Source organism: Clostridium novyi NT (assembly GCF_000014125.1).
GTDB lineage: Bacteria > Bacillota > Clostridia > Clostridiales > Clostridiaceae > Clostridium_H > Clostridium_H novyi.
Genome location: NC_008593.1, coordinates 1,647,569 through 1,665,962, shown reverse-complemented (window position 1 = coordinate 1,665,962; position 18,394 = coordinate 1,647,569). Strand labels below are relative to the sequence as shown.

Annotated in this window: 23 protein-coding genes, 1 pseudogene, 1 riboswitch and 1 other annotated feature; of the genes and pseudogenes, 20 read left to right on the top strand and 4 right to left on the bottom strand. The window is 26.8% G+C overall.

Annotation, left to right across the window (positions count from 1 at the left end):
• The first annotated feature begins 92 nt into the window (after positions 1 to 92).
• The 5 genes from NT01CX_RS07760 to NT01CX_RS07745 are packed head-to-tail and all read left to right on the top strand — an operon-like array spanning position 93 to position 2,178.
• Entirely contained in the window at positions 93 to 653 is a 561-nt protein-coding gene (locus NT01CX_RS07760; RefSeq protein WP_011722515.1) for a GNAT family N-acetyltransferase, read from the top strand.
• A gap of 53 nt (positions 654 to 706) precedes the next feature.
• Positions 707 to 1,072, top strand: coding sequence for a DUF2809 domain-containing protein (locus NT01CX_RS07755; RefSeq protein WP_043878496.1), 366 nt, complete (start codon positions 707 to 709; stop codon positions 1,070 to 1,072).
• Between the two features lie 16 nt (positions 1,073 to 1,088).
• Positions 1,089 to 1,628 (top strand): GNAT family N-acetyltransferase, encoded by a 540-nt coding sequence (locus tag NT01CX_RS07750; protein ID WP_011722513.1) that lies wholly within the window; start codon positions 1,089 to 1,091, stop codon positions 1,626 to 1,628.
• A gap of 14 nt (positions 1,629 to 1,642) precedes the next feature.
• Complete coding sequence (locus NT01CX_RS12535; RefSeq protein WP_256995287.1) at positions 1,643 to 1,777, top strand: hypothetical protein; 135 nt, start codon at positions 1,643 to 1,645, stop codon at positions 1,775 to 1,777.
• Between the two features lie 41 nt (positions 1,778 to 1,818).
• Complete coding sequence (locus NT01CX_RS07745; RefSeq protein WP_011722511.1) at positions 1,819 to 2,178, top strand: SdpI family protein; 360 nt, start codon at positions 1,819 to 1,821, stop codon at positions 2,176 to 2,178.
• Positions 2,179 to 2,272: 94 nt separating this feature from the next.
• Here NT01CX_RS07745 and NT01CX_RS07740 read toward each other — a convergent pair whose 3' ends face one another.
• Positions 2,273 to 2,833, bottom strand: coding sequence for a class I SAM-dependent methyltransferase (locus tag NT01CX_RS07740; protein ID WP_011722510.1), 561 nt, complete (start codon positions 2,831 to 2,833; stop codon positions 2,273 to 2,275).
• Between the two features lie 266 nt (positions 2,834 to 3,099).
• Here NT01CX_RS07740 and NT01CX_RS07735 point away from each other — a divergent pair, with 266 nt between their 5' ends.
• Entirely contained in the window at positions 3,100 to 3,621 is a 522-nt protein-coding gene (locus NT01CX_RS07735) for a PepSY-associated TM helix domain-containing protein (RefSeq protein ID WP_011722509.1), read from the top strand.
• Positions 3,622 to 3,680: 59 nt separating this feature from the next.
• On the opposite strand, the gene NT01CX_RS07730 is transcribed toward NT01CX_RS07735, so the two are convergent.
• The gene (locus tag NT01CX_RS07730; protein WP_011722508.1) at positions 3,681 to 4,235 is read right to left on the bottom strand and encodes a helix-turn-helix domain-containing protein; all 555 of its coding nucleotides are present in this window, start codon (positions 4,233 to 4,235) and stop codon (positions 3,681 to 3,683) included.
• A 167-nt stretch (positions 4,236 to 4,402) separates the two neighbouring features.
• Between NT01CX_RS07730 and NT01CX_RS07725 the strand changes: the two are divergent.
• From NT01CX_RS07725 to NT01CX_RS11985, 3 genes and pseudogenes are all read left to right on the top strand, one after another.
• Positions 4,403 to 5,337 (top strand): annotated as a pseudogene (locus NT01CX_RS07725) (multidrug resistance efflux transporter family protein).
• Between the two features lie 170 nt (positions 5,338 to 5,507).
• On the top strand, positions 5,508 to 5,894 hold the full coding sequence (gene crcB / locus NT01CX_RS07720) for a fluoride efflux transporter CrcB (RefSeq protein ID WP_011722506.1): 387 nt from the start codon (positions 5,508 to 5,510) through the stop codon (positions 5,892 to 5,894).
• A 247-nt stretch (positions 5,895 to 6,141) separates the two neighbouring features.
• On the top strand, positions 6,142 to 7,440 hold the full coding sequence (locus NT01CX_RS11985) for a DUF4300 family protein (protein ID WP_011722505.1): 1,299 nt from the start codon (positions 6,142 to 6,144) through the stop codon (positions 7,438 to 7,440).
• Positions 7,441 to 7,503: 63 nt separating this feature from the next.
• Here the strand turns inward: NT01CX_RS11985 and NT01CX_RS07710 are convergent, their stop codons facing one another.
• Positions 7,504 to 8,292, bottom strand: coding sequence for a histidinol-phosphatase HisJ family protein (locus NT01CX_RS07710; protein WP_011722504.1), 789 nt, complete (start codon positions 8,290 to 8,292; stop codon positions 7,504 to 7,506).
• Between the two features lie 241 nt (positions 8,293 to 8,533).
• Between NT01CX_RS07710 and NT01CX_RS07705 the strand changes: the two genes are divergently transcribed.
• From NT01CX_RS07705 to feoB, 10 genes are all read left to right on the top strand, one after another.
• Entirely contained in the window at positions 8,534 to 8,989 is a 456-nt protein-coding gene (locus NT01CX_RS07705) for a DUF1097 domain-containing protein (RefSeq protein ID WP_039226407.1), read from the top strand.
• A gap of 237 nt (positions 8,990 to 9,226) precedes the next feature.
• Complete coding sequence (locus NT01CX_RS07700; protein ID WP_011722503.1) at positions 9,227 to 9,838, top strand: DUF3793 family protein; 612 nt, start codon at positions 9,227 to 9,229, stop codon at positions 9,836 to 9,838.
• Positions 9,839 to 9,946: 108 nt separating this feature from the next.
• Entirely contained in the window at positions 9,947 to 10,318 is a 372-nt protein-coding gene (locus tag NT01CX_RS07695; protein ID WP_011722502.1) for a GntR family transcriptional regulator, read from the top strand.
• 11 nt (positions 10,319 to 10,329) lie between these two features.
• Positions 10,330 to 11,196: an ABC transporter ATP-binding protein gene (locus NT01CX_RS07690; protein WP_011722501.1), complete on the top strand. Its 867-nt coding sequence runs from the start codon at positions 10,330 to 10,332 to the stop codon at positions 11,194 to 11,196.
• A complete protein-coding gene (locus NT01CX_RS07685; RefSeq protein WP_011722500.1) occupies positions 11,189 to 11,827 on the top strand; it encodes an ABC-2 transporter permease in 639 nt (212 codons plus the stop codon). Before NT01CX_RS07690 ends, NT01CX_RS07685 begins: the two co-directional genes overlap by 8 nt.
• Before the next feature lie 12 nt (positions 11,828 to 11,839).
• A complete protein-coding gene (locus NT01CX_RS12465; RefSeq protein ID WP_052294512.1) occupies positions 11,840 to 12,025 on the top strand; it encodes a hypothetical protein in 186 nt (61 codons plus the stop codon).
• Positions 11,947 to 12,498 (top strand): ABC-2 transporter permease, encoded by a 552-nt coding sequence (locus NT01CX_RS07680; RefSeq protein WP_242648512.1) that lies wholly within the window; start codon positions 11,947 to 11,949, stop codon positions 12,496 to 12,498. Before NT01CX_RS12465 ends, NT01CX_RS07680 begins: the two co-directional genes overlap by 79 nt.
• A 234-nt stretch (positions 12,499 to 12,732) precedes the next feature.
• Entirely contained in the window at positions 12,733 to 12,957 is a 225-nt protein-coding gene (locus NT01CX_RS07675) for a FeoA family protein (RefSeq protein WP_011722498.1), read from the top strand.
• A gap of 16 nt (positions 12,958 to 12,973) precedes the next feature.
• Entirely contained in the window at positions 12,974 to 13,216 is a 243-nt protein-coding gene (locus NT01CX_RS07670) for a FeoA family protein (RefSeq protein ID WP_011722497.1), read from the top strand.
• Positions 13,217 to 13,278: 62 nt separating this feature from the next.
• Positions 13,279 to 15,294, top strand: a complete 2,016-nt coding sequence (gene feoB, locus NT01CX_RS07665; protein WP_011722496.1) for a ferrous iron transport protein B — start codon at positions 13,279 to 13,281, stop codon at positions 15,292 to 15,294.
• A 72-nt stretch (positions 15,295 to 15,366) separates the two neighbouring features.
• On the opposite strand, the gene brnQ is transcribed toward feoB, so the two are convergent.
• A complete protein-coding gene (gene brnQ / locus NT01CX_RS07660; RefSeq protein ID WP_011722495.1) occupies positions 15,367 to 16,674 on the bottom strand; it encodes a branched-chain amino acid transport system II carrier protein in 1,308 nt (435 codons plus the stop codon).
• 97 nt (positions 16,675 to 16,771) lie between these two features.
• Positions 16,772 to 17,056: a binding site (T-box leader), on the bottom strand.
• Between the two features lie 394 nt (positions 17,057 to 17,450).
• On the opposite strand from brnQ, the gene NT01CX_RS07655 reads away from it, so the two are divergent.
• Positions 17,451 to 18,047 carry an ECF transporter S component gene (locus NT01CX_RS07655; RefSeq protein ID WP_011722494.1) on the top strand — a complete coding sequence of 199 codons (597 nt, stop codon included), beginning with the start codon at positions 17,451 to 17,453 and terminating at the stop codon, positions 18,045 to 18,047.
• A 203-nt stretch (positions 18,048 to 18,250) separates the two neighbouring features.
• A riboswitch (THF riboswitch) is annotated at positions 18,251 to 18,356 on the top strand.
• Positions 18,357 to 18,394: the final 38 nt, after the last annotated feature.

The window sequence follows — 18,394 nt, the reverse complement described above, 5'->3', positions numbered from 1 at the left end:
AATAGATAATTTATAGTGATGGGTTTGTTTTGTATGGAATTTATAGTATAATAAATCTAATTTTTTACTAATTTACAAGAGGGGGCAAATTTATGATAAACAATAAGGGTACAATAATTTTAGAAACTGAAAGACTTATATTGAGAAAATTTGAAGAAGATGATGCAATGGATATGTATGAGAATTGGGCATCAGATACAGAAGTTACTAAGTATTTAACTTGGGAAACTCATAGAAATGTAGAAGATAGCAAGGAGATTATTAATTTATGGATAAAGGATTATCATAACAAAGAAGTTTATCAATGGGCAATACAGTTAAAAGATAGTAATGAAATAATAGGCAGTATAAGTTTATTAAATGTTGATGATCATAATGAAAATTGTGAACTTGGCTATTGTATAGGTAGACTATTTTGGAATAAAGGACTAGTGACAGAGGCTGCTTTAGCTGTAATTGAATTTGCTTTTAATGATGTAGGATTCAAGCGTATTGCAGCACGTCATGATATAGATAATCCAGCATCAGGTCGTGTTATGGAAAAGTGTGGACTAAAGTATGAAGGAACCTTGAGAAAGATACTTAAAAATAATAAAGGACAGTTAGTTGATTGCAAGTATTATTCAATAATTATGGAAGATTATTTTGGTTAATTGGAGGAGCTTTAGTGAAAAATTATAGGCGTAATAGAGTAATATATGGTGCTATGACTGTAAGTGTAATGTGTTTAGGGTTATTTTCAAGAAAAATTAAGAATGTTATACCAGATTTTATAAATATGTATCTAGGAGATTCACTGTGGGCACTTATGATTTTCTTTGGTATGGCTTTTATATTTAAAAGTATGAAAATAAAGAAAGTGGGATTAATATCGCTGATATTTTGTTATTTAATTGAAATAAGTCAGTTATATCATGCTAGTTGGATAGATGATATTAGAAAAACAACGTTGGGTGGACTTATATTAGGATATGTATTTTCGTGGAAAGATTTAATAGCCTATGCAATTGGAATTATAGCTGGTGCATTTATTGAATTTCTATTAGTGCCTACTTCTATAAAAAATAAATAGGGAATGGGGAAAAGTTATGGAGGTTTTTTCTAGTGAAAGACTTATATATTTACCTTTGAAAGAAGAAGATGCAGAGGAAATATATAAGTTGTGGAGTAATCCAAAAGTTATAAAATATATGGTTTGTACATTAAAAAGGGATATAGATGGATGCAAAAAATGGATTAGGAGAATGCTTGCAGATGTTAGAGAGCCAAATATTTTTTCAATCAAATATAATGAAAAAATAATAGGAGTAGGTGGAGTACCTTGCTGGAATAAAAAAAGCAAGAAGTATAGTCTACATTATCAAATATTAGAAGAATACTGGAATAGGGGATTTGGCATAGAAATAGCAAAGACCTTAAGCAAATATGCATTTACTAAGTGTGGGGCGAATAGAATTGGTACATATGTTGTTGCGGAAAATAAATCTAGTATAAATGTATTAAAAAAGTTAGGAATGAATTTGTTAGATACACACATAGGAAATTTCAAAAAGAATAACAAGATATATGATGAACATTATTATGAGATAACTAAAAAACAATGGGAATATAAAAATAAGGGGGAATAGTGTTGAATAAGTTTATGAAATTAAACAAGGGAGATACAATAGGAATATTTTCACCATCAACACCTATAACAAGTATATGTCCTAAAAGGTTTCAAAGGGGAAAGCAGTATCTAGAAAGTAAAGGATTTAAGATAATTGAAGGAACTTGATGTTACAAATAAGAAAGTTACTATTTTATAGGAGGTATATTATGAAAATTTATTTTGGAGTAATAAATTTAATGATTCCATTGATTATGATAATTTTTGGGTTTATTTTTAGCAAGAATGCTCCTAAGGAGATAAATAAGATATATGGTTATAGAACCTATATGTCTATGCGTAATAAAGATACCTGGGAATATGCACATAAGGTGTGTGGAATCATCTGGAGAAATGTAGGATTTATACTTTTAATAATTACATTGATTATAAGTATTGTTCCCCCAATACCCTTAGAAAAAGTAGGGTTAGGTTTAATAATTGTAGATTCAGTTGTAATGATAGGAACAATACCAGTTATAGAATACAAGTTAAGGAAGAAGTTTGATATTGATGGAAATAAAAAATAAGTTATAATTTATCACATGAAATTCTATATTAGAAAATATCTTAGTTTTAAATCATAATCTCATAAGGTGTTTTCTAATATAGAAGAAAATAAAATTATCTATTACTGCAATTTAATACATAAGCGGGAGGTATGTTCCTGTATTCTTTATTAATATTGATATAAGAAAAATATCTATTGATATAGTCTTTCATGAATAATGTGTATTGAAATGTTATAAATTTACCATTTCTTTTTAATAAGCACATTGTTTTTCTTAATATATTAGATGATATACTTCTTGGTAAACTGGCAAATGGAAGTCCAGATACTACATAATCTATGTATGGTATATTAAAATCTTTTAAATACTCATCTATGTTTTCTGCTGATCCATTAATTATATATAAATTTTCTATATCTGTATATCTTTTTTCAAGTTCATTATAAAAGTTAGTATTGTATTCTATAAGTAAAAGAATTGTATTTTCAGTTTTGCGTTTTATAATCTCGTCAGTGAATACACCTGTACCAGGACCATATTCCACTATATACTTAGCCGTTTTAAAGTCAATTTTATTAACCATTTTTCTAGCAAGATATTTTGAACTTGGCATAACCGCTCCTGTAGTTCGTGGTTTAATTATATATTGCAATAAAAATAATAAGTTTCTCATGTAAGACTCCCCCTAAACTAATTGTTATAATAATTATAAAAAATAAAATTAAAGGAAAGCCTTATAAAAATCTTAAGATTTTCTTAATATTTAATATAATTGGAATTATAAATAGGTCTTATATTTAGTTTGTATACTTGAAAGTAAAAAATATGTAAAATGAGGAAAATATTTTGTTCTATACAAGAGTGAATTACTAGGATATAATGAAATTCGATATTAATAAAAATTGATAATCATTATCATAACGATTTAAGGAGGACAAAATGTTTAAATCATCATCAGTTAATAAGACAAATAGAAATCTACATAAGTGGCTAGGTATAATTCCAGCAATAATATTTTTAATGGTATCAATAACTGGAATACTACTTATCTTTTCAAAACAATTATCTTTAAGTCCCAAAATGCAAAAGGGAGTACAAGCAGAGTTAAATGCTGCAATTCCAGTAGAACAAGTAATAAAAACATCTATGGATTTAAAAAATGAAAATTTAAAGACTTTAAAGGATATAAAAAGGGTAGAATTTCATCCACTAAATAGAGTTTACAAAGTTAGAACAAAGAGTGGATTTGAAGTTCAAATAGATATGAGTACAGGAAAAGTTTTAAAGGCAGAAAAAAGTATATCATCAACAATTTTATCATTACATACTGGAGCATTCTTTGGAACTTGGTTTAAAGAGTACGTAGTAGGAGGATCATCTGTAGCTTTAATAATTGTAACTGTAACAGGAGTATACCTATTTGTTAATCCTATTGTGAGAAGAAAAAGAAGAAATAATTAAAAAATATGAAATAAAAACATCGCATTTTTCTGTAATGCGATGTTTTTATTATGTAAATATTACTTATTATATAACATTATATTTTGAAAAATAGCTTTATTGGAACTTATATTTTTATAGGAATGTTCGTTATTTCCTTTAAAATTAATTGAATCACCTTTTCTAAGAAGAAAGTTCTCATCATTTATAATAAGCTGTAGTTCTCCCTCTGTAACTATAATATATTCTTCAACTCCATTGTCGTGTGGTGTTGATATATGATTGCAATTAGGTTCTAATTCTATAGTAAAAATCTCAAAATTTTTCTTTGGATCAAAAGGAAAAATAGGATATAGTTTCATTCTATTTTTATCTTCTATTATTGGCTCTATATCATTTTGATGTATGATTTTTAATGTTTCCTTAGATTCATCAATAAAAGATGAAAAAGAAACCTTTAATCCTGTTGCAATTTTCCAAAGCGTAGATACTGTAGGGTTAGATTCTCCACGTTCTATTTGACCTAGCATTGCTTTACTTACTCCAGTTAATTTAGAGACATTGTCTAGGCTCATGTTTCTTTTAGTTCTTATAGTTTTTAAGTTCATTCCAATAATTGAAGTTAGTTCTTTCATATTTAAAGCTCCTTTACAATTATGAATCTTATATAAACATTATATATTAATTTGTGTATAGGAGTACATAGTTTAGAAAAATCAAATTCAATATTGTAAAATATGACGTATAATTATATAATATAACATACAAATATATTTGATTTATTATCTACTAGGAGGAAAATATGAAAAAATCAATAATTTTAGGATTAATGTCAGCGTTCTTTTTTTCTTTTACTTTTGTATTAAATAGCAAAATGAACATTTCTGGAGGAAGTTTTATATGGAGTGCTTCTCTAAGATATATTTTTATGGTACCTATTTTGTACATAATTATGATTAGAAGGAATGTAATGATGTTATAAAAGATATATTAAAAAGACCAAAAGATTGGATTATTTGGAGTACTGTTGGCTTTGGCTTTTTTTATGCACCACTCTGTTTTTCATCTATATATAGTCCATCTTGGGTTGTTTCGGCTACTTGGCAAATTACAATAGTTGCTGGAGCAATTTTATCACCTTTATTTTATAAAAAAATAAAAACTAATGAAGGCATTAAAAGGGAAAGAAATAAGATTCCTAAAAAATCTTTGTTCATGTCTTTTATAATATTAATAGGTGTATTTATAATACAGTTTCAACAAGTAGGAAATATAGATTTTTGTAAAAATTTAATAGGAATAATAGCAATAATTATTGCCGCATTTGCCTATCCATTAGGAAATCGTAAGATGATGGAAGTTTGTGATGGTAAGTTTAATACTTTTCAAAGGGTATTCGGTATGACTATTGCAAGTATGCCATTTTGGATAATTTTATCTATATTTGGAGTTATTAAGACCGGGTTTCCACAACAAAATCAAGTTGTACAAGCATTGTTAGTGGCAATATTTTCGGGGATTATAGCTACAGTTTTATTTTTTAAAGCTACAGATTTAGTAAGGGAAGATTCATCTAAAATAGCTGTAGTTGAAACTACTCAAGCAGGGGAAGTTGTATTTACTATAATTGGAGAAGTTTTAGTTTTGAATGGTACAATGCCATCTTTTATTGCTGGAGTAGGAATAGTGCTTGTTATAATTGGAATGATGTTAAATAATTTAGTTTCTGATAAGTAGTACTTATGGTATATAAAATATATATAAATTTAAAATGGATTTTACTTGATGAAAGTTAGTACTTTAAGGTTCTAATTTTTAGAGGTTTTATTGAATTTTGCAATTATTGAAGTATAATACAAAATATGAACTTATATTGATATTTATAAATAATAAAAGAGGTGTGTTTTATGGAAAAGTTAATCTTAGCTATTATAGTTGGGTGTGGAGGATTTATTGGAGCAGCTTTAAGATATTTAATATCAGAAAATACTTCAAAAATGTTTAATGGAAATTTTCCTTATGGAACCTTAATAGTTAATATTGTTGGGGCTATTATAATTGGATTTATTATGGATATAAATGCTAATACTTCATTAATATCAGGTCATACGAAATTGTTTTTGACAACGGGAATGATGGGGGGACTTACTACATTTTCTACATTTTCCTATGAAACAATAAACTTAATTAATTGTGGAAATATATTAATGGGATGTACAAATGCAGCACTGAATTTAGGGTTAAGTTTAGTAGGAGTTATTATAGGACAAGCTTTAGGAAAAATAGTATATTAATTAATAACATTACAATAATTATAAAATGAAATATTATAGGTAGTGTTAAGTTAAAAATATACCCTATAGAGTAGAGAGTCTATTCTATAGGTATTTTTTATATACAGAAAAATAGTTGTGCAAAAGTTATTGTTTTAAATTTGTAACTTATATGGTAAATAATTATGATAATTTCAAATAAATAAATAATATTCCAAATAAATCTTTAGAAAACAATACATAATAACAAGTAGGAGGAAATTATAAGATGAATTCTAAAATAAAAAAGATGTTAATAATAGCAAGTTGTATAGTTATAGGAATATCACTTGTAGGATGCAAATCCAGTAAAACTAATTCTAAGGAAGTAAAAAATAACATAAGCGTAAAAACACAAGACAATGGTAATAAAGATGTAAAGTTAAGTAAAGAAGAATTAGCAAATAATAAAAAAGCTAGTAATAATGAAAAAGATATAAACACTAAAATTAATGATAAGAAAACAACTAATGTAAAAGAACAAAAGAAAGAAGTAAGTTTATCTAATAATAAGTCTTTAGTAAAAAAAGCAAAAGTAGATACTACCACAGATACTATTACTAATAAACCAAAAGATAAAGTTTATAATATTGCAAAAAAGAAAAATAAATCAAAAATAAAACATAAACCTTCAAATAATATTAATATTAAAAATAATAGTATTAAAGTAAATAAAACAGATGTGAATTTAGACAAAAACTCAGATAAAAAAGTACAAGCTATAAAAGAAGCAAAGGAAGTAAAAGCTAAAAGTGATAATAATTTTGTATACTCAAGTATGTCTGATAGTTTAACTCAAAAAGAAATAGCACAGGTATTAAAAAATGCAGGGGTAAAGAAGGAAAATGTTGATAGATTTATAAATTATATAAACAATTATGATTCTGTAGTAGGAAAACTTAATACATCAACAACGGGTTTTAAGGCTGTAAATCCTAATTCAGTGGATTATGAAGAAATATCAGATTATATAATGGACAAATGGTATAAGCATTCAATGGATCCAGCAGATATAAACTGCAGATTAACAGCATTTTCATTATTTAAAGATAATATTATATCAGAGGGTAAATCAGAAGATGTTGATTCATGGTTAGTTTTTGATTTGGATGCAATAAGGAGATATGAATTATGTAACTTTAAAAAAGAAGAGGTTGAAAAATTCCTTAACACATATGCAGCAATACCAACAGTGCAAACAAAAGATGTAAAAAAACATGCTGATATTATAAAGAAGGAATGGAAAAAAAGAAAAGTCAGTTTCGTGAAAAACTCAAGTATTTCTTTGATAAATGGATTTTTACATTTTGCTGATAGAGATCTTGTATTTTCAGGACATAGTGGAGTACTTGTAAAAGATAATAAGGGATTTATTTTTATTGAAAAGTATTCATTTTTTATGCCATATCAAGCAATAAGATTTAATAATAAAGCTGAAGTAAAAAAATATTTATTAGATAGATTAGATGTGGAATATGGACAAGAATCCTCAAAACCTATTATTATGGAAAATGATAAATTAATGTAAAACTAAAACTTTAGGGTATATGATAAAAGACTTATACCCTAAAGTTTTTTTATTTAATTAATGTTATATAGTATGTGCTATAGGTTTTCTGTTTTTAAATGTAAATATGTATTTATAATCTAGATTTTTAAGTAAATCTAAAGCTTCCTTACAATTAGCACCTACATCAGAAGGTTTATGTGCATCTGAACCTATGGTTATTATTTCTCCACCTAAACTTTTATAAAGTTTAAGTATTTCTACTTTAGGGTGAATGTCATTTAATGAATTTCTAAGCCCTGATGTATTTATCTCAATTCCTATTCCACGATAAATTAGTTTATTTAAAATAGTTTTTACAATATCAAAGTAATCATAAAAATTATAGTTTCCAAGGGTATTAAATGCATACCTATTCATTAAGTCTAAATGTGCTGCAATATCAAAATCACCAATAGAAACTAATTTTAAAACTTCTTCAAAGTACATATTGTAAACAGTATATTTATCAAATTTATTACACAAAGCTCTATGACCAACATTTTCAATGTTATGAACTGATCCCAAAATGAAATCAAAGTTTAAATTGCATAAATGTGATTTTAATTCATTGGGATTTTCATGAGGTTCGCAAATTTCAAGTCCAGTATATATATTTAGTTTATCATCAAATAGATTTTTAGCTTTTTTTATATCTGCATTATATTTACAAAAGTTCATATAACCATAAGTTTTCTTGTGATTATTAATTGAAAAATGTTCTGTAAATGCAATATCCGTAATATTATTTTTTATTGCACTTTTACACATATCTATAATATTAGATTTTGAATCAAAAGAATTGTTAGAATGTGTGTGCATATCATATATCATAAAAACACCTTCATTTCTTAGAATTTAATACAGTAAATATATTACCACAAAAAAATTTTTAATATTAAAAAATATGAATATGATAAAAGAGTTTATGGAATATATAACTAAATGAAAATGTTTAAATTATGTTACAATGGGATCTTAATTATGATAAAATAAATAATTATCTTTATATTTTAAATAAAAAATAATTTTTGAAAAATTATTAAAACCAAAGATGATTTTAGGAGGAAATTAAATGAGTTCAATTTTTACAGGTGCATTAAGTGTTGGCATATTATCTTGGTTTTGGGCGTACATAAGTGCAAAATTAGGATTTATAACATGGGTTGGATTTATTGGATGTACAAGTTACTTCGCCTCAGGTGGAGAATTTAAAGGATTTAAAAAATCTTTAATTTGTAATATGTCAGGTGTGCTTTGGGCAATGATGATTATTAAAGGAAGTAATATTTTTAATTTTGCACAAGCAGGCGCTATTCTTACAGGAATATTTTCCTTTGTAATGTGTTATCAATCAAGAAATAAGTATCTTACATTTATACCAGGAGCATTCATGGGAGCATGTTCAACATTTGGTGCTAATGCTGATTATAAATCAGTTATAATTTCATTATTTTTAGGTGCTTTAGTAGGGTATTTTTCAGATTTAGGTGGAAAATTTCTATATAAGCATTTTGGAAAAATTAAATAAAATAAATAATAAAAACAAGTACTCTTAAATTTATAGGTACTTGTTTTTTTATTATAAATACTACAATCTTTAACTCTTATAATCTCTGATATAAGGGGAATACTTAATTTAAATAGAAGTATAAATAATTATTTGTTCAACCATAAAATTATTGAAAACTAGTATAAAATATGATAATATGTAATTAATATTGATAATCAATATCAATTACATATAAAGTCAATAGGAGGTAAACATATGGGCGAAGGATACTTAAAGGCGTATATGAGAACTGTTGATGGTTTTAATGACAAAGATTATTTACTTTCAACTATAATATATAGTATTGCACCAACTCTTGCAGGTGAAAAGGTATCATCACTTGTAAATTTTAATAAAACAAGAAAAAGAGATTTATATAGTTCTTGGATTCAGTATAAAGAAGAAATTATAGAAATTTTAAACATAGATTATTTTGAGCTTAAAAAAACTGATGATATGTGTGTTGTTCTTTTTTACAATAGTGATCAGTTAACAGAAATACTTGCCAATGAAAAAAATCAAAAGTTTTTAAGTAGATTTGATTATTATAATTTTGATTCAAATTTAGAATGTTTAGAGATGTTAAGTTATAGATATGAAAATGTATGTCCCCATGAAATAGGTATTTTCTTAGGCTATCCTCTTGAAGACGTTAAGGATTTTGTGGAATGTCCTAACAAAGAATGTTTACTTTTAGGATATTGGAAAGTTTATAATGATATAAAAGATGCACAAATAAAATTTAATAAATTTAACTCAATTAAAGATAGGGTAGTTTATCTTACGGTTCAAGGTACTGAACCATCTAGGATTGTGAATTATATTTAAGAATCTGAAGAATTTTTCTTTGGATTCTTTTTTTATTGACAAAGAGATTAGTAGTGTATATACTGTATATAAAGAATATATACAGTATATACACAGAGGAGAATAAAAATGAAGATATTAATATCGAATTCTTCAGGCGAGCCTATATATGAGCAAATAGCTTCTCAAATAAAATCACTTATTTTAAAAAATGAATTAAAGGAGGGAGAAATTCTTCCGTCTATAAGAAATTTGGCAAAAGAACTTGGAATAAGTGTAATTACAACTAAGAGAGCTTACGAAGAGCTTGAAAAAGAAGGATTTACAGAAACGGTTAGAGGAAAAGGAACATTTGTAGCAGCTCAAAATAAAGAGCTTATGAAAGAAAATAAATTGAAAATAATTGAAGAAAAGTTACTTGATGCAGTAAGCGAAAGTAAGATGCTTGGACTTGAGTTAGATGATTTAATAAAAATGCTAAAAATATTATATGAAAACTAGGGGGAATTTTAATGGATAAAATATTGGAGGTATCTAATTTAAGAAAGGAATATGATAATTTTACATTGAATGATATAAATTTTAGTTTGGATAGAGGATATATTATGGGGTTTATTGGTCCAAATGGAGCAGGTAAAAGCACAACAATTAAGCTTATTATGAATCTAATTAAGAAAACATCTGGAGAAATTAGAGTTTTTGGAAAAGACAATGTAAAAAATGAGAGAGATATAAAAGAGAAAATAGGTTTTGTATATGATGAAAGTCATTTTTATGAAGATTTAAAAGTAGATACTATGAAAAATATAATAGCTTCATTTTATAAAAATTGGAATGAAAATCTTTTTAAAAAGTATATAAGAGATTTTGACATAAATCCTAAGAAAAAAATAAAGGAACTTTCAAAAGGTATGAAAACAAAGTTCCAACTTGCTATAGCGCTTTCACATAATGCAGAACTTATAATAATGGATGAGCCTACAGCAGGACTAGATCCTATATTTAGAAGAGAAATTTTAGATATATTGATAGATACTATTCAAGATGAGAGAAAAAGTGTTTTCTTCTCTACACATATCACAACGGATTTAGATAGAATAGCTGATTATGTAACTTTTATAAATAATGGAAAAATGATTTTTTCTCAAAATAAAGATGAAATTTTAGAAAACTATGCTATTGTACGAGGAGGACTTGATCTATTAAATGATGAAAATAAAAAATACTTTATAGGAGTAAGTAAAAATTCATTTGGATTTGAAGCTATAGCAAAAAATAAAAATGAAGTTAAAAGAATTTTTAAGGATAAATGTATTATAGAAAGACCTACATTGGAAGACATAATGATTCATACAGTAAGAGGTGAGAGAAATGTTTAATCTTATATTTAAAGATATAAAAAGCGTATACAATAAGAAAAACATAATAGCTCAACTAATATATATGCCTATGATGATTTATGTTATTGGTGATAATTATATGAAGACTATAGATGTAATATTTTTCATGGGAGCTATGTTTATTATATCATATGGCATGATGTCATTTTATGAAGATGAAAAAAGTAAGTGGGATATAGTTGTTAATTCACTTCCAGTACAAAGAAGTAATATAGTGTTTTATAAATATTTTAATATGATTATACAGATGACATTATACGTAGTTTTTTTGAGCCTAGTTATAACATTAGGAAATTATACAACATTAATTAATATAAATTTATTTAACAAAAGAGTGTTAATGAGCATTTTGAATATGAGTTCAATAGTTTTAATATTTACAGCTGTAGTTTTTCCTATATATTTCAAGTATGGAGTTACAAAGATGAGAAGTATAAGTATTTTAATAAGTATATGTATATTTGCTGTTATTGGTGCTTCTGGATTTTTATTTTCCTCTATAGATGTTAGAACAATAAATAAGATAATAATTAATTTAGTGTGCCTAACTATTTTTATATTATCTAGTATAGTTTCTGTAAAAATTTATACAAATAAGGATATTGGATAGGAGGGGATAATTATGCGAAGTTTAATATCAAAGGATATTATAATAGCTAAAAGAAATATTATAATTGCAATAGTTTTTTGTATTATATTTTCTATATCATGGGCATATTCCAAGGAAATATCAGGGGTTTTAAATATATTTTCTCTAGCAACATTTGTGTCAATATGTATACAGGATCAAATGGATACGATGACTTAAATAAGAGTTATGTGATGATTGCAAGTCTTCCAACTACAAGAGAAAAAATAGTTAAAAGTAGATATATACAAGTTTTGCTTTATTTAATTATTGGAGGAATGTTAATAATACTAACTAATACAGTTTTGAAGCTATTAAATATTGTAAGCTTAAAGATTATATATATAAATCTAATTGGATTATTGTTAGGTAGTATTTTTGTTTTCTTATATTATAGTTTATATTATCCGTTATACTTTAAATTAGGGAATAAGTATATTTCGAATATCAATCAAATGATATTTGTTTTAATGATATTATCTCCTTCACTTATATTAAAAATTTTAAAAAAACATCCAGAAATTAATATGACTAAATTTATTGTGGAATTTAATATTAAAGGTTTGGTTTTTATATTAATATTTTCAGTAATATTATTTTTGATTTCTAATAAAGTTTCTCAAAATATATATAAAAACAGGGAATTAATATAACACAATATTAAAGGGATTTAGTTAGGGATAAAATTCATCCTATAAAGTGGACAATTTAGAAAAGGTCTATTTTATAGGATTTTTTAGCATAAAAAATTAATTAACTGTTGTTGACAGGCTACATAAATAGTGGTAATATTTAAGAAGTAAATGAATTTCATTTTCAATTGTTCATAAAAATCAGTATCAAGAAAATATACTTAATAATATATTAATTTTAGAGGGGGAGTAGGTATGAATAATACATTAAAGAATATGCCCGTTGGTTCAAAGGGCAAAGTAGTTAGTATATTAAAAGAAAGTCCATTTAAAAGAAGACTTATGGATATGGGAATAATTCCAGGAGTAGAAGTTATGGTTACAGGTAAGGCACCACTTGGAGATCCTATTGAAATTTTAGTAAGAGGATACAAGCTTACTTTAAGAGGTAAAGAAGCTGTAGACATTATGGTAGGTTAAAGGGGGAATAGAGTATATGAATATTTTACCTTTGAATTTTTTCGTTGAGGGAGAAAGTGGTATAGTAGAAGAATTAAAAGTTGATAATACTTTATTTCAAAGATTATCTTCCATGGGACTTAACAAAGGCGCCATATTGAAAGTTGTAAAAAATGATTTGGGACCTTTGATTGTTGCTTTAGGAGGAAATAGAATAGCAGTTGAAAGAAAGATTGCTCATAGAATAATGTTAGAACCATCAAGTTTAAGCTATGAGTAATTATTTTTAACAATGCAATGATAATGAGTGTCATTATTAAATAAAATGGAGGGGGTTTTTAAATGAGCACTATTGCTTTAATTGGTAATCCCAATTGTGGGAAAAGTACGCTTTTTAATGCCATAACGGGATCGAAACAACACATAGGAAACTGGCCTGGTGTTACTGTAGAAAAAAAAGAGGGAAAAGTTAAGGTTAATAATGAAGTTTATACAATAATAGACTTACCAGGTACATATAGTCTGGGAGCTTATTCAGAGGATGAAAGAGTTGCTAGGGATTATATTTTAAAAGAAAAACCAGATGTTGTAGTAAATGTAGTTGATGCATCTAATATAGAGAGAAATCTATATCTTACAACACAACTTTTAGAAATGGGAGCCAATGTAGTTATAGCATTAAACATGATGGATGAAGCTGAGAGTAAAAATATAAAAATTGATGTTAATACTTTATCTAAAGAGTTAAAAGTTCCTGTTATATCTACAGTTGCTGTAAAGAAAAGGGGAGTTCAAGAACTTTTAAAAGAAGCTGTAGCTAATGTTAAAAACAGTTTTAATAATAAAAAGTTCCAATTTGGTAGCGAAATTGATGGAGAAATAACAAATATAGAAAACTTAGTACAAGAATATTTTAAGAATATAGATTATCCAAGCGATTGGATTGCTATAAAATTATTAGAGCAAGATGAATTTATAATAAATAGTTTAAATAAAAATAGTAATTGGAATGATTTCTCTAAGTTTCTGAATGATAGCATGGAGAGTATATCTATCAAACTAGGTCAAGATTCTGAAATGGCTATAGTAGATAAAAGATATAATTTTATAGGTGAAGTTGTTAGTAAGGGAGTTAAAAAAGGAAGTTCCTTTAATGAAACTACATCAGATAAAATAGACAAGATAGTAACTGATAAAATCTTTGGACTTCCTATATTTGCACTTATAATGTTTGTTATGTATCAATTAACTTTTGTGGTTGGAGCTACTCTTCAAGATAAGACAGAAGAGTTAATAGGAATAGTAGGAGAAAAAGTTGCAGAACTTATGACAAATGCAGGTGCTAAAGAAATACTTGTAAGTTTTGTTCAAGATGGTATATTTGCAGGTGTTGGTAGTGTTGTGTCTTTTCTTCCACTTATAATGGTATTATATTTGTTAATGGGTATATTAGAAGATAGTGGGTATATGGCAAGAGCAGCTTATGTTATGGACAGAATTATGAGAATGATAGGACTACATGGTAAAACATTTGTATCTATGATAATAGGTTCAGGCTGTAATGTACCAGGAATTATGGCAACAAGAACTCTTGAAAGTAAGAAAGATAGAATGATTGCAATACTTATAAATCCATTTGTATCTTGTGGTGCAAGACTTCCAATATATATGTTATTTATAGCAGCCTTTTTCCCAAAACATGGTGGAGCAATGTTGTTTTTATTATATGCAATAGGAATTATAGTGGCCTTAATTATGGGTAAAATATTTAGTAAGACTTTATTCAAAGGGGAAGCATCTTATTTTATAATGGAACTTCCACCATATAGAATGCCATCATTAAAAAATGTACTAATGAATATGTGGGATAAGGTTGGTGGATTTTTAAAGAGAGCAGGAACTATTATATTTGCAGTTGTAACATTACTTTGGGTACTTGGAATATTACCATTTGGAGTAGAACCAAATAGTGAAGCAAGTTTACTTGGAAAAATAGGTTCAGCAATTGCACCAATTTTCAAACCAGCAGGATTTGGTACTTGGCAAGCAGCAGTTGGATTATTTACAGGTATAACTGCAAAAGAAGCAGTGGTTGCAACTTTAGGAACAGTTTATGCTGGAGTTGAAGAAGGAGACAAGGTAGTTACAGCAATTCAAACAGTATTTACTCCATTAACAGCATTTGCATTTATGGTTATGAACTTATTATATACTCCTTGTGGAGCAGCAATTGCAACAATAAAAAGAGAAACAAATTCTACTAAATGGACAATATTTGCAGCAGTCTATACATTTGTAATTGGTTGGGTTGCAGCAGTTTTAATATTCCAAATAGGTACACTATTAGGATTTAGATAATTAATAATTTATTTAATTAAAAAAGAGTATCGGGATTTTCCTGATACTCTTTTTGTATATTATATGTTTATATTATTCTTCATCAGTTATTAGTTTGCTACAATTTTTACGTCTGCTTAATAATAATGTAGATACTATGCCTCCTATAATAGATGGTATTATCCAAGAAAATCCTTGTTTAGCAAGAGGAATTTGCATTATTATATTTCCTATAAAATCTACATTAGCTCCTGCCATTTTAAGTCCGTCATACAAGCTAACTATAAATGTAGTAAATATTGCTCCAACATAAGCGTTATCAGGAATGATTTTTCCTATAAGACTCATAAGAACAAGTACAATTGCAACGGGATACATGGTTACAAGTACAGGTAGAGTAAAAGCTATAAGTTTATCAAGTCCTACATTTGAAACTATTGTACTAAATATTACAGTTATTATAACTACTGCTCTATAGCTTATTTTATTATTACTAAGTTCATTAAAGTAGTTACCAACAGTTGCTGTAAGTCCAATAGAAGTAGTAAGACAAGCTAATGATACAACTAAGCCTAGAGCTATTTTACCGAAAGAACCAAGAGACATATAAGTAATAGCTATTAACAAATCTCCCTTAGGTTTATCTATTGGGAATATTGAGTTAGTTGATGCTCCAAGATACATAAGTCCACCATATATAACGGCAAGACATACAGAGGATACTATTCCAGCCTTTATAGTCATTGATATTTGGTCATTTTTAGAAGTATATCCTTTGCTTTTTAAAGAGTTTATAATTACTGCTGCAAACAGTAATGAAGCTAATGCATCCATAGTTTGATATCCTTCAGTAAAGCCCTTAGGAAAAGGACTAGTTGTCATTTCAGTTACAGGTTTTCCAAGTGGAGATATAATTCCTTTTATAATCAATATGAACATTATGATTAAAAGTAAAGGAGTTAGAATTTTTGCAATTTTATCTATAATTTCAGATGGATTAATTACAAAGAATAAAGTAATTGCAAAGAATACTATAGATACAATAATTGGACTTATTCCAGGTAGTGAAGGTTTAATCCCAGTTTCAAAAGTTGTAGCTGCAGTTCTTGGTATTGCAAATAGTGGTCCAATAGCTAAAATAATTACTGTAGATATAATTTTACTAAATTTCGGACCTACTTTATTTCCTATATCATCTATAGTTCCACCAGCCTTGCAAACCGCAATTATAGTTATTAATGGCATACCTATAGCAGTTATAAAAAATCCTATTCCACATGTGATCCAATCCTTTCCTGCCATCAGCCCCAATGATGGAGGAAATATTAAGTTACCAGCTCCAAAGAACATAGCAAACAATGCTGTTCCAACAATAAGTATATCCCTTTTCTTTTTATCCATATTAATGCCCCCTTAAAAAAATATAATAAATAAAAACTTGATCTACATTAAAATTAGCATTTTTAATAAAAAAAGCTTTCGTCCCTATGAAATACTTCATAGGGACGAAAGCCAATATTCGTGGTACCACCCTAGTTTACATTAAAAAAAATGCCTCTATTAAAGTTAAAGTATATGACTTAATAAGTAATAAACACTTTAATACTTAGTTAATACTTAAACTTTAGTCATATATCGGTGACAACCGTCCAATCTTACTAAAATAAATTCAGATTGGCAACTCAGGAGTGAGTATTATATACTAGTTTAATATCCAACTCTCAGCAAATGTTGGTTCTCTGTAATTAAAATATAGTATTTTTCTCTCCGTCAATGTCTTGAAGATTTTAACAGGTTTTTGATTTGTATATTATTATAAGAACTACCATGTAGTTTGTCAACAGGTTTTTTGAATAAATTTTTATTTATTCAAAATATATTGTATATTTAAACAGGTACATATAATGTAGAATAATTTATTTATTTAGTTAAAAATATTAATAAAATAAAAAAATAAGTATAAAACACACATAAAAAAACGTATAGTTAAAATATTAACAATTTTTTGCTAATATTTCATAAAAAAAACCTTGAACTCCAATGAAAATATTGTATAATGAACATAGTTGGTATTTTTATGAAACCAAACTTAATAAATTAAGAATTTTCAAGTTAAAAGCTTAACAACTAAACAACTTATATCCAATTTAATGGAATAAGAATGGGAGGGTATTAAAATGTCAGAAAAAATTTTAACAAAAAGAAAATTTACAACAAGGGAAATAACTACAGTAGGCGCATTGTTTGCTATAGTTATGGTATTAGGAGCCACTGGACTTGGGTTTATACCAGTTCCACCGGTAAATTTAACTATAATGCATATACCTGTAATAGTAGGTTCATTAATTGAAGGGCCTGTAGTTGGGGGAATGCTTGGATTACTTTTTGGAGCATTTAGTATGTTTCGTGCTATTAATACACCAACACCAGTATCATTTATATTTTTAAATCCTATAGTATCAATTTTACCAAGAATTTTAATAGGGGTAACACCTTATTTAGTATATAAATATTTAAAAATAAGACATGATAAAGTAAGAATAGGAATTGCAGCAGCAGTAGGTTCATTTACTAATACATTAGGAGTAATGGGATTAATGTATGCATTGTATTTAAAGCAGTATGCACAGGCGCTTCACATATCAACTGCAGCAGCAAGTAAAACTATGCTTATGTTAGTTTTAAATGGATTTAATTCTGCTGGACTTTCAATAATAGTAGCATTACCTATAGTAATAGCAGTAAGAAAAATAAGAGGAATAAAAAACAATTAAATATTAAATATAAGAATACCAATATGGCATTATTTAAAATTATAAAATTTAAATAGTGCCATTTTAAGTATAAAAGAACAAAAAAACAGAAGAATATTATGGAAAATACTAATATAGTTCGTATTATAACGAAATTTAATGCTTGTAATAATGTGTATTATAAAGTATAATATGCATTAAATAAATTATAAAAATTAATAAAAGGCAGAGTAGGTATTTGTGCGTTAAGTGTCATTGGAACGGGAAGTTGTCCATTGAACGAAAAATGAATTTATTTCATTTGCGGTGCATATATCGCATTCCGCTGCCATAAAAGAGATAGGGGTTATCCTCTCTTTTTGGCATAT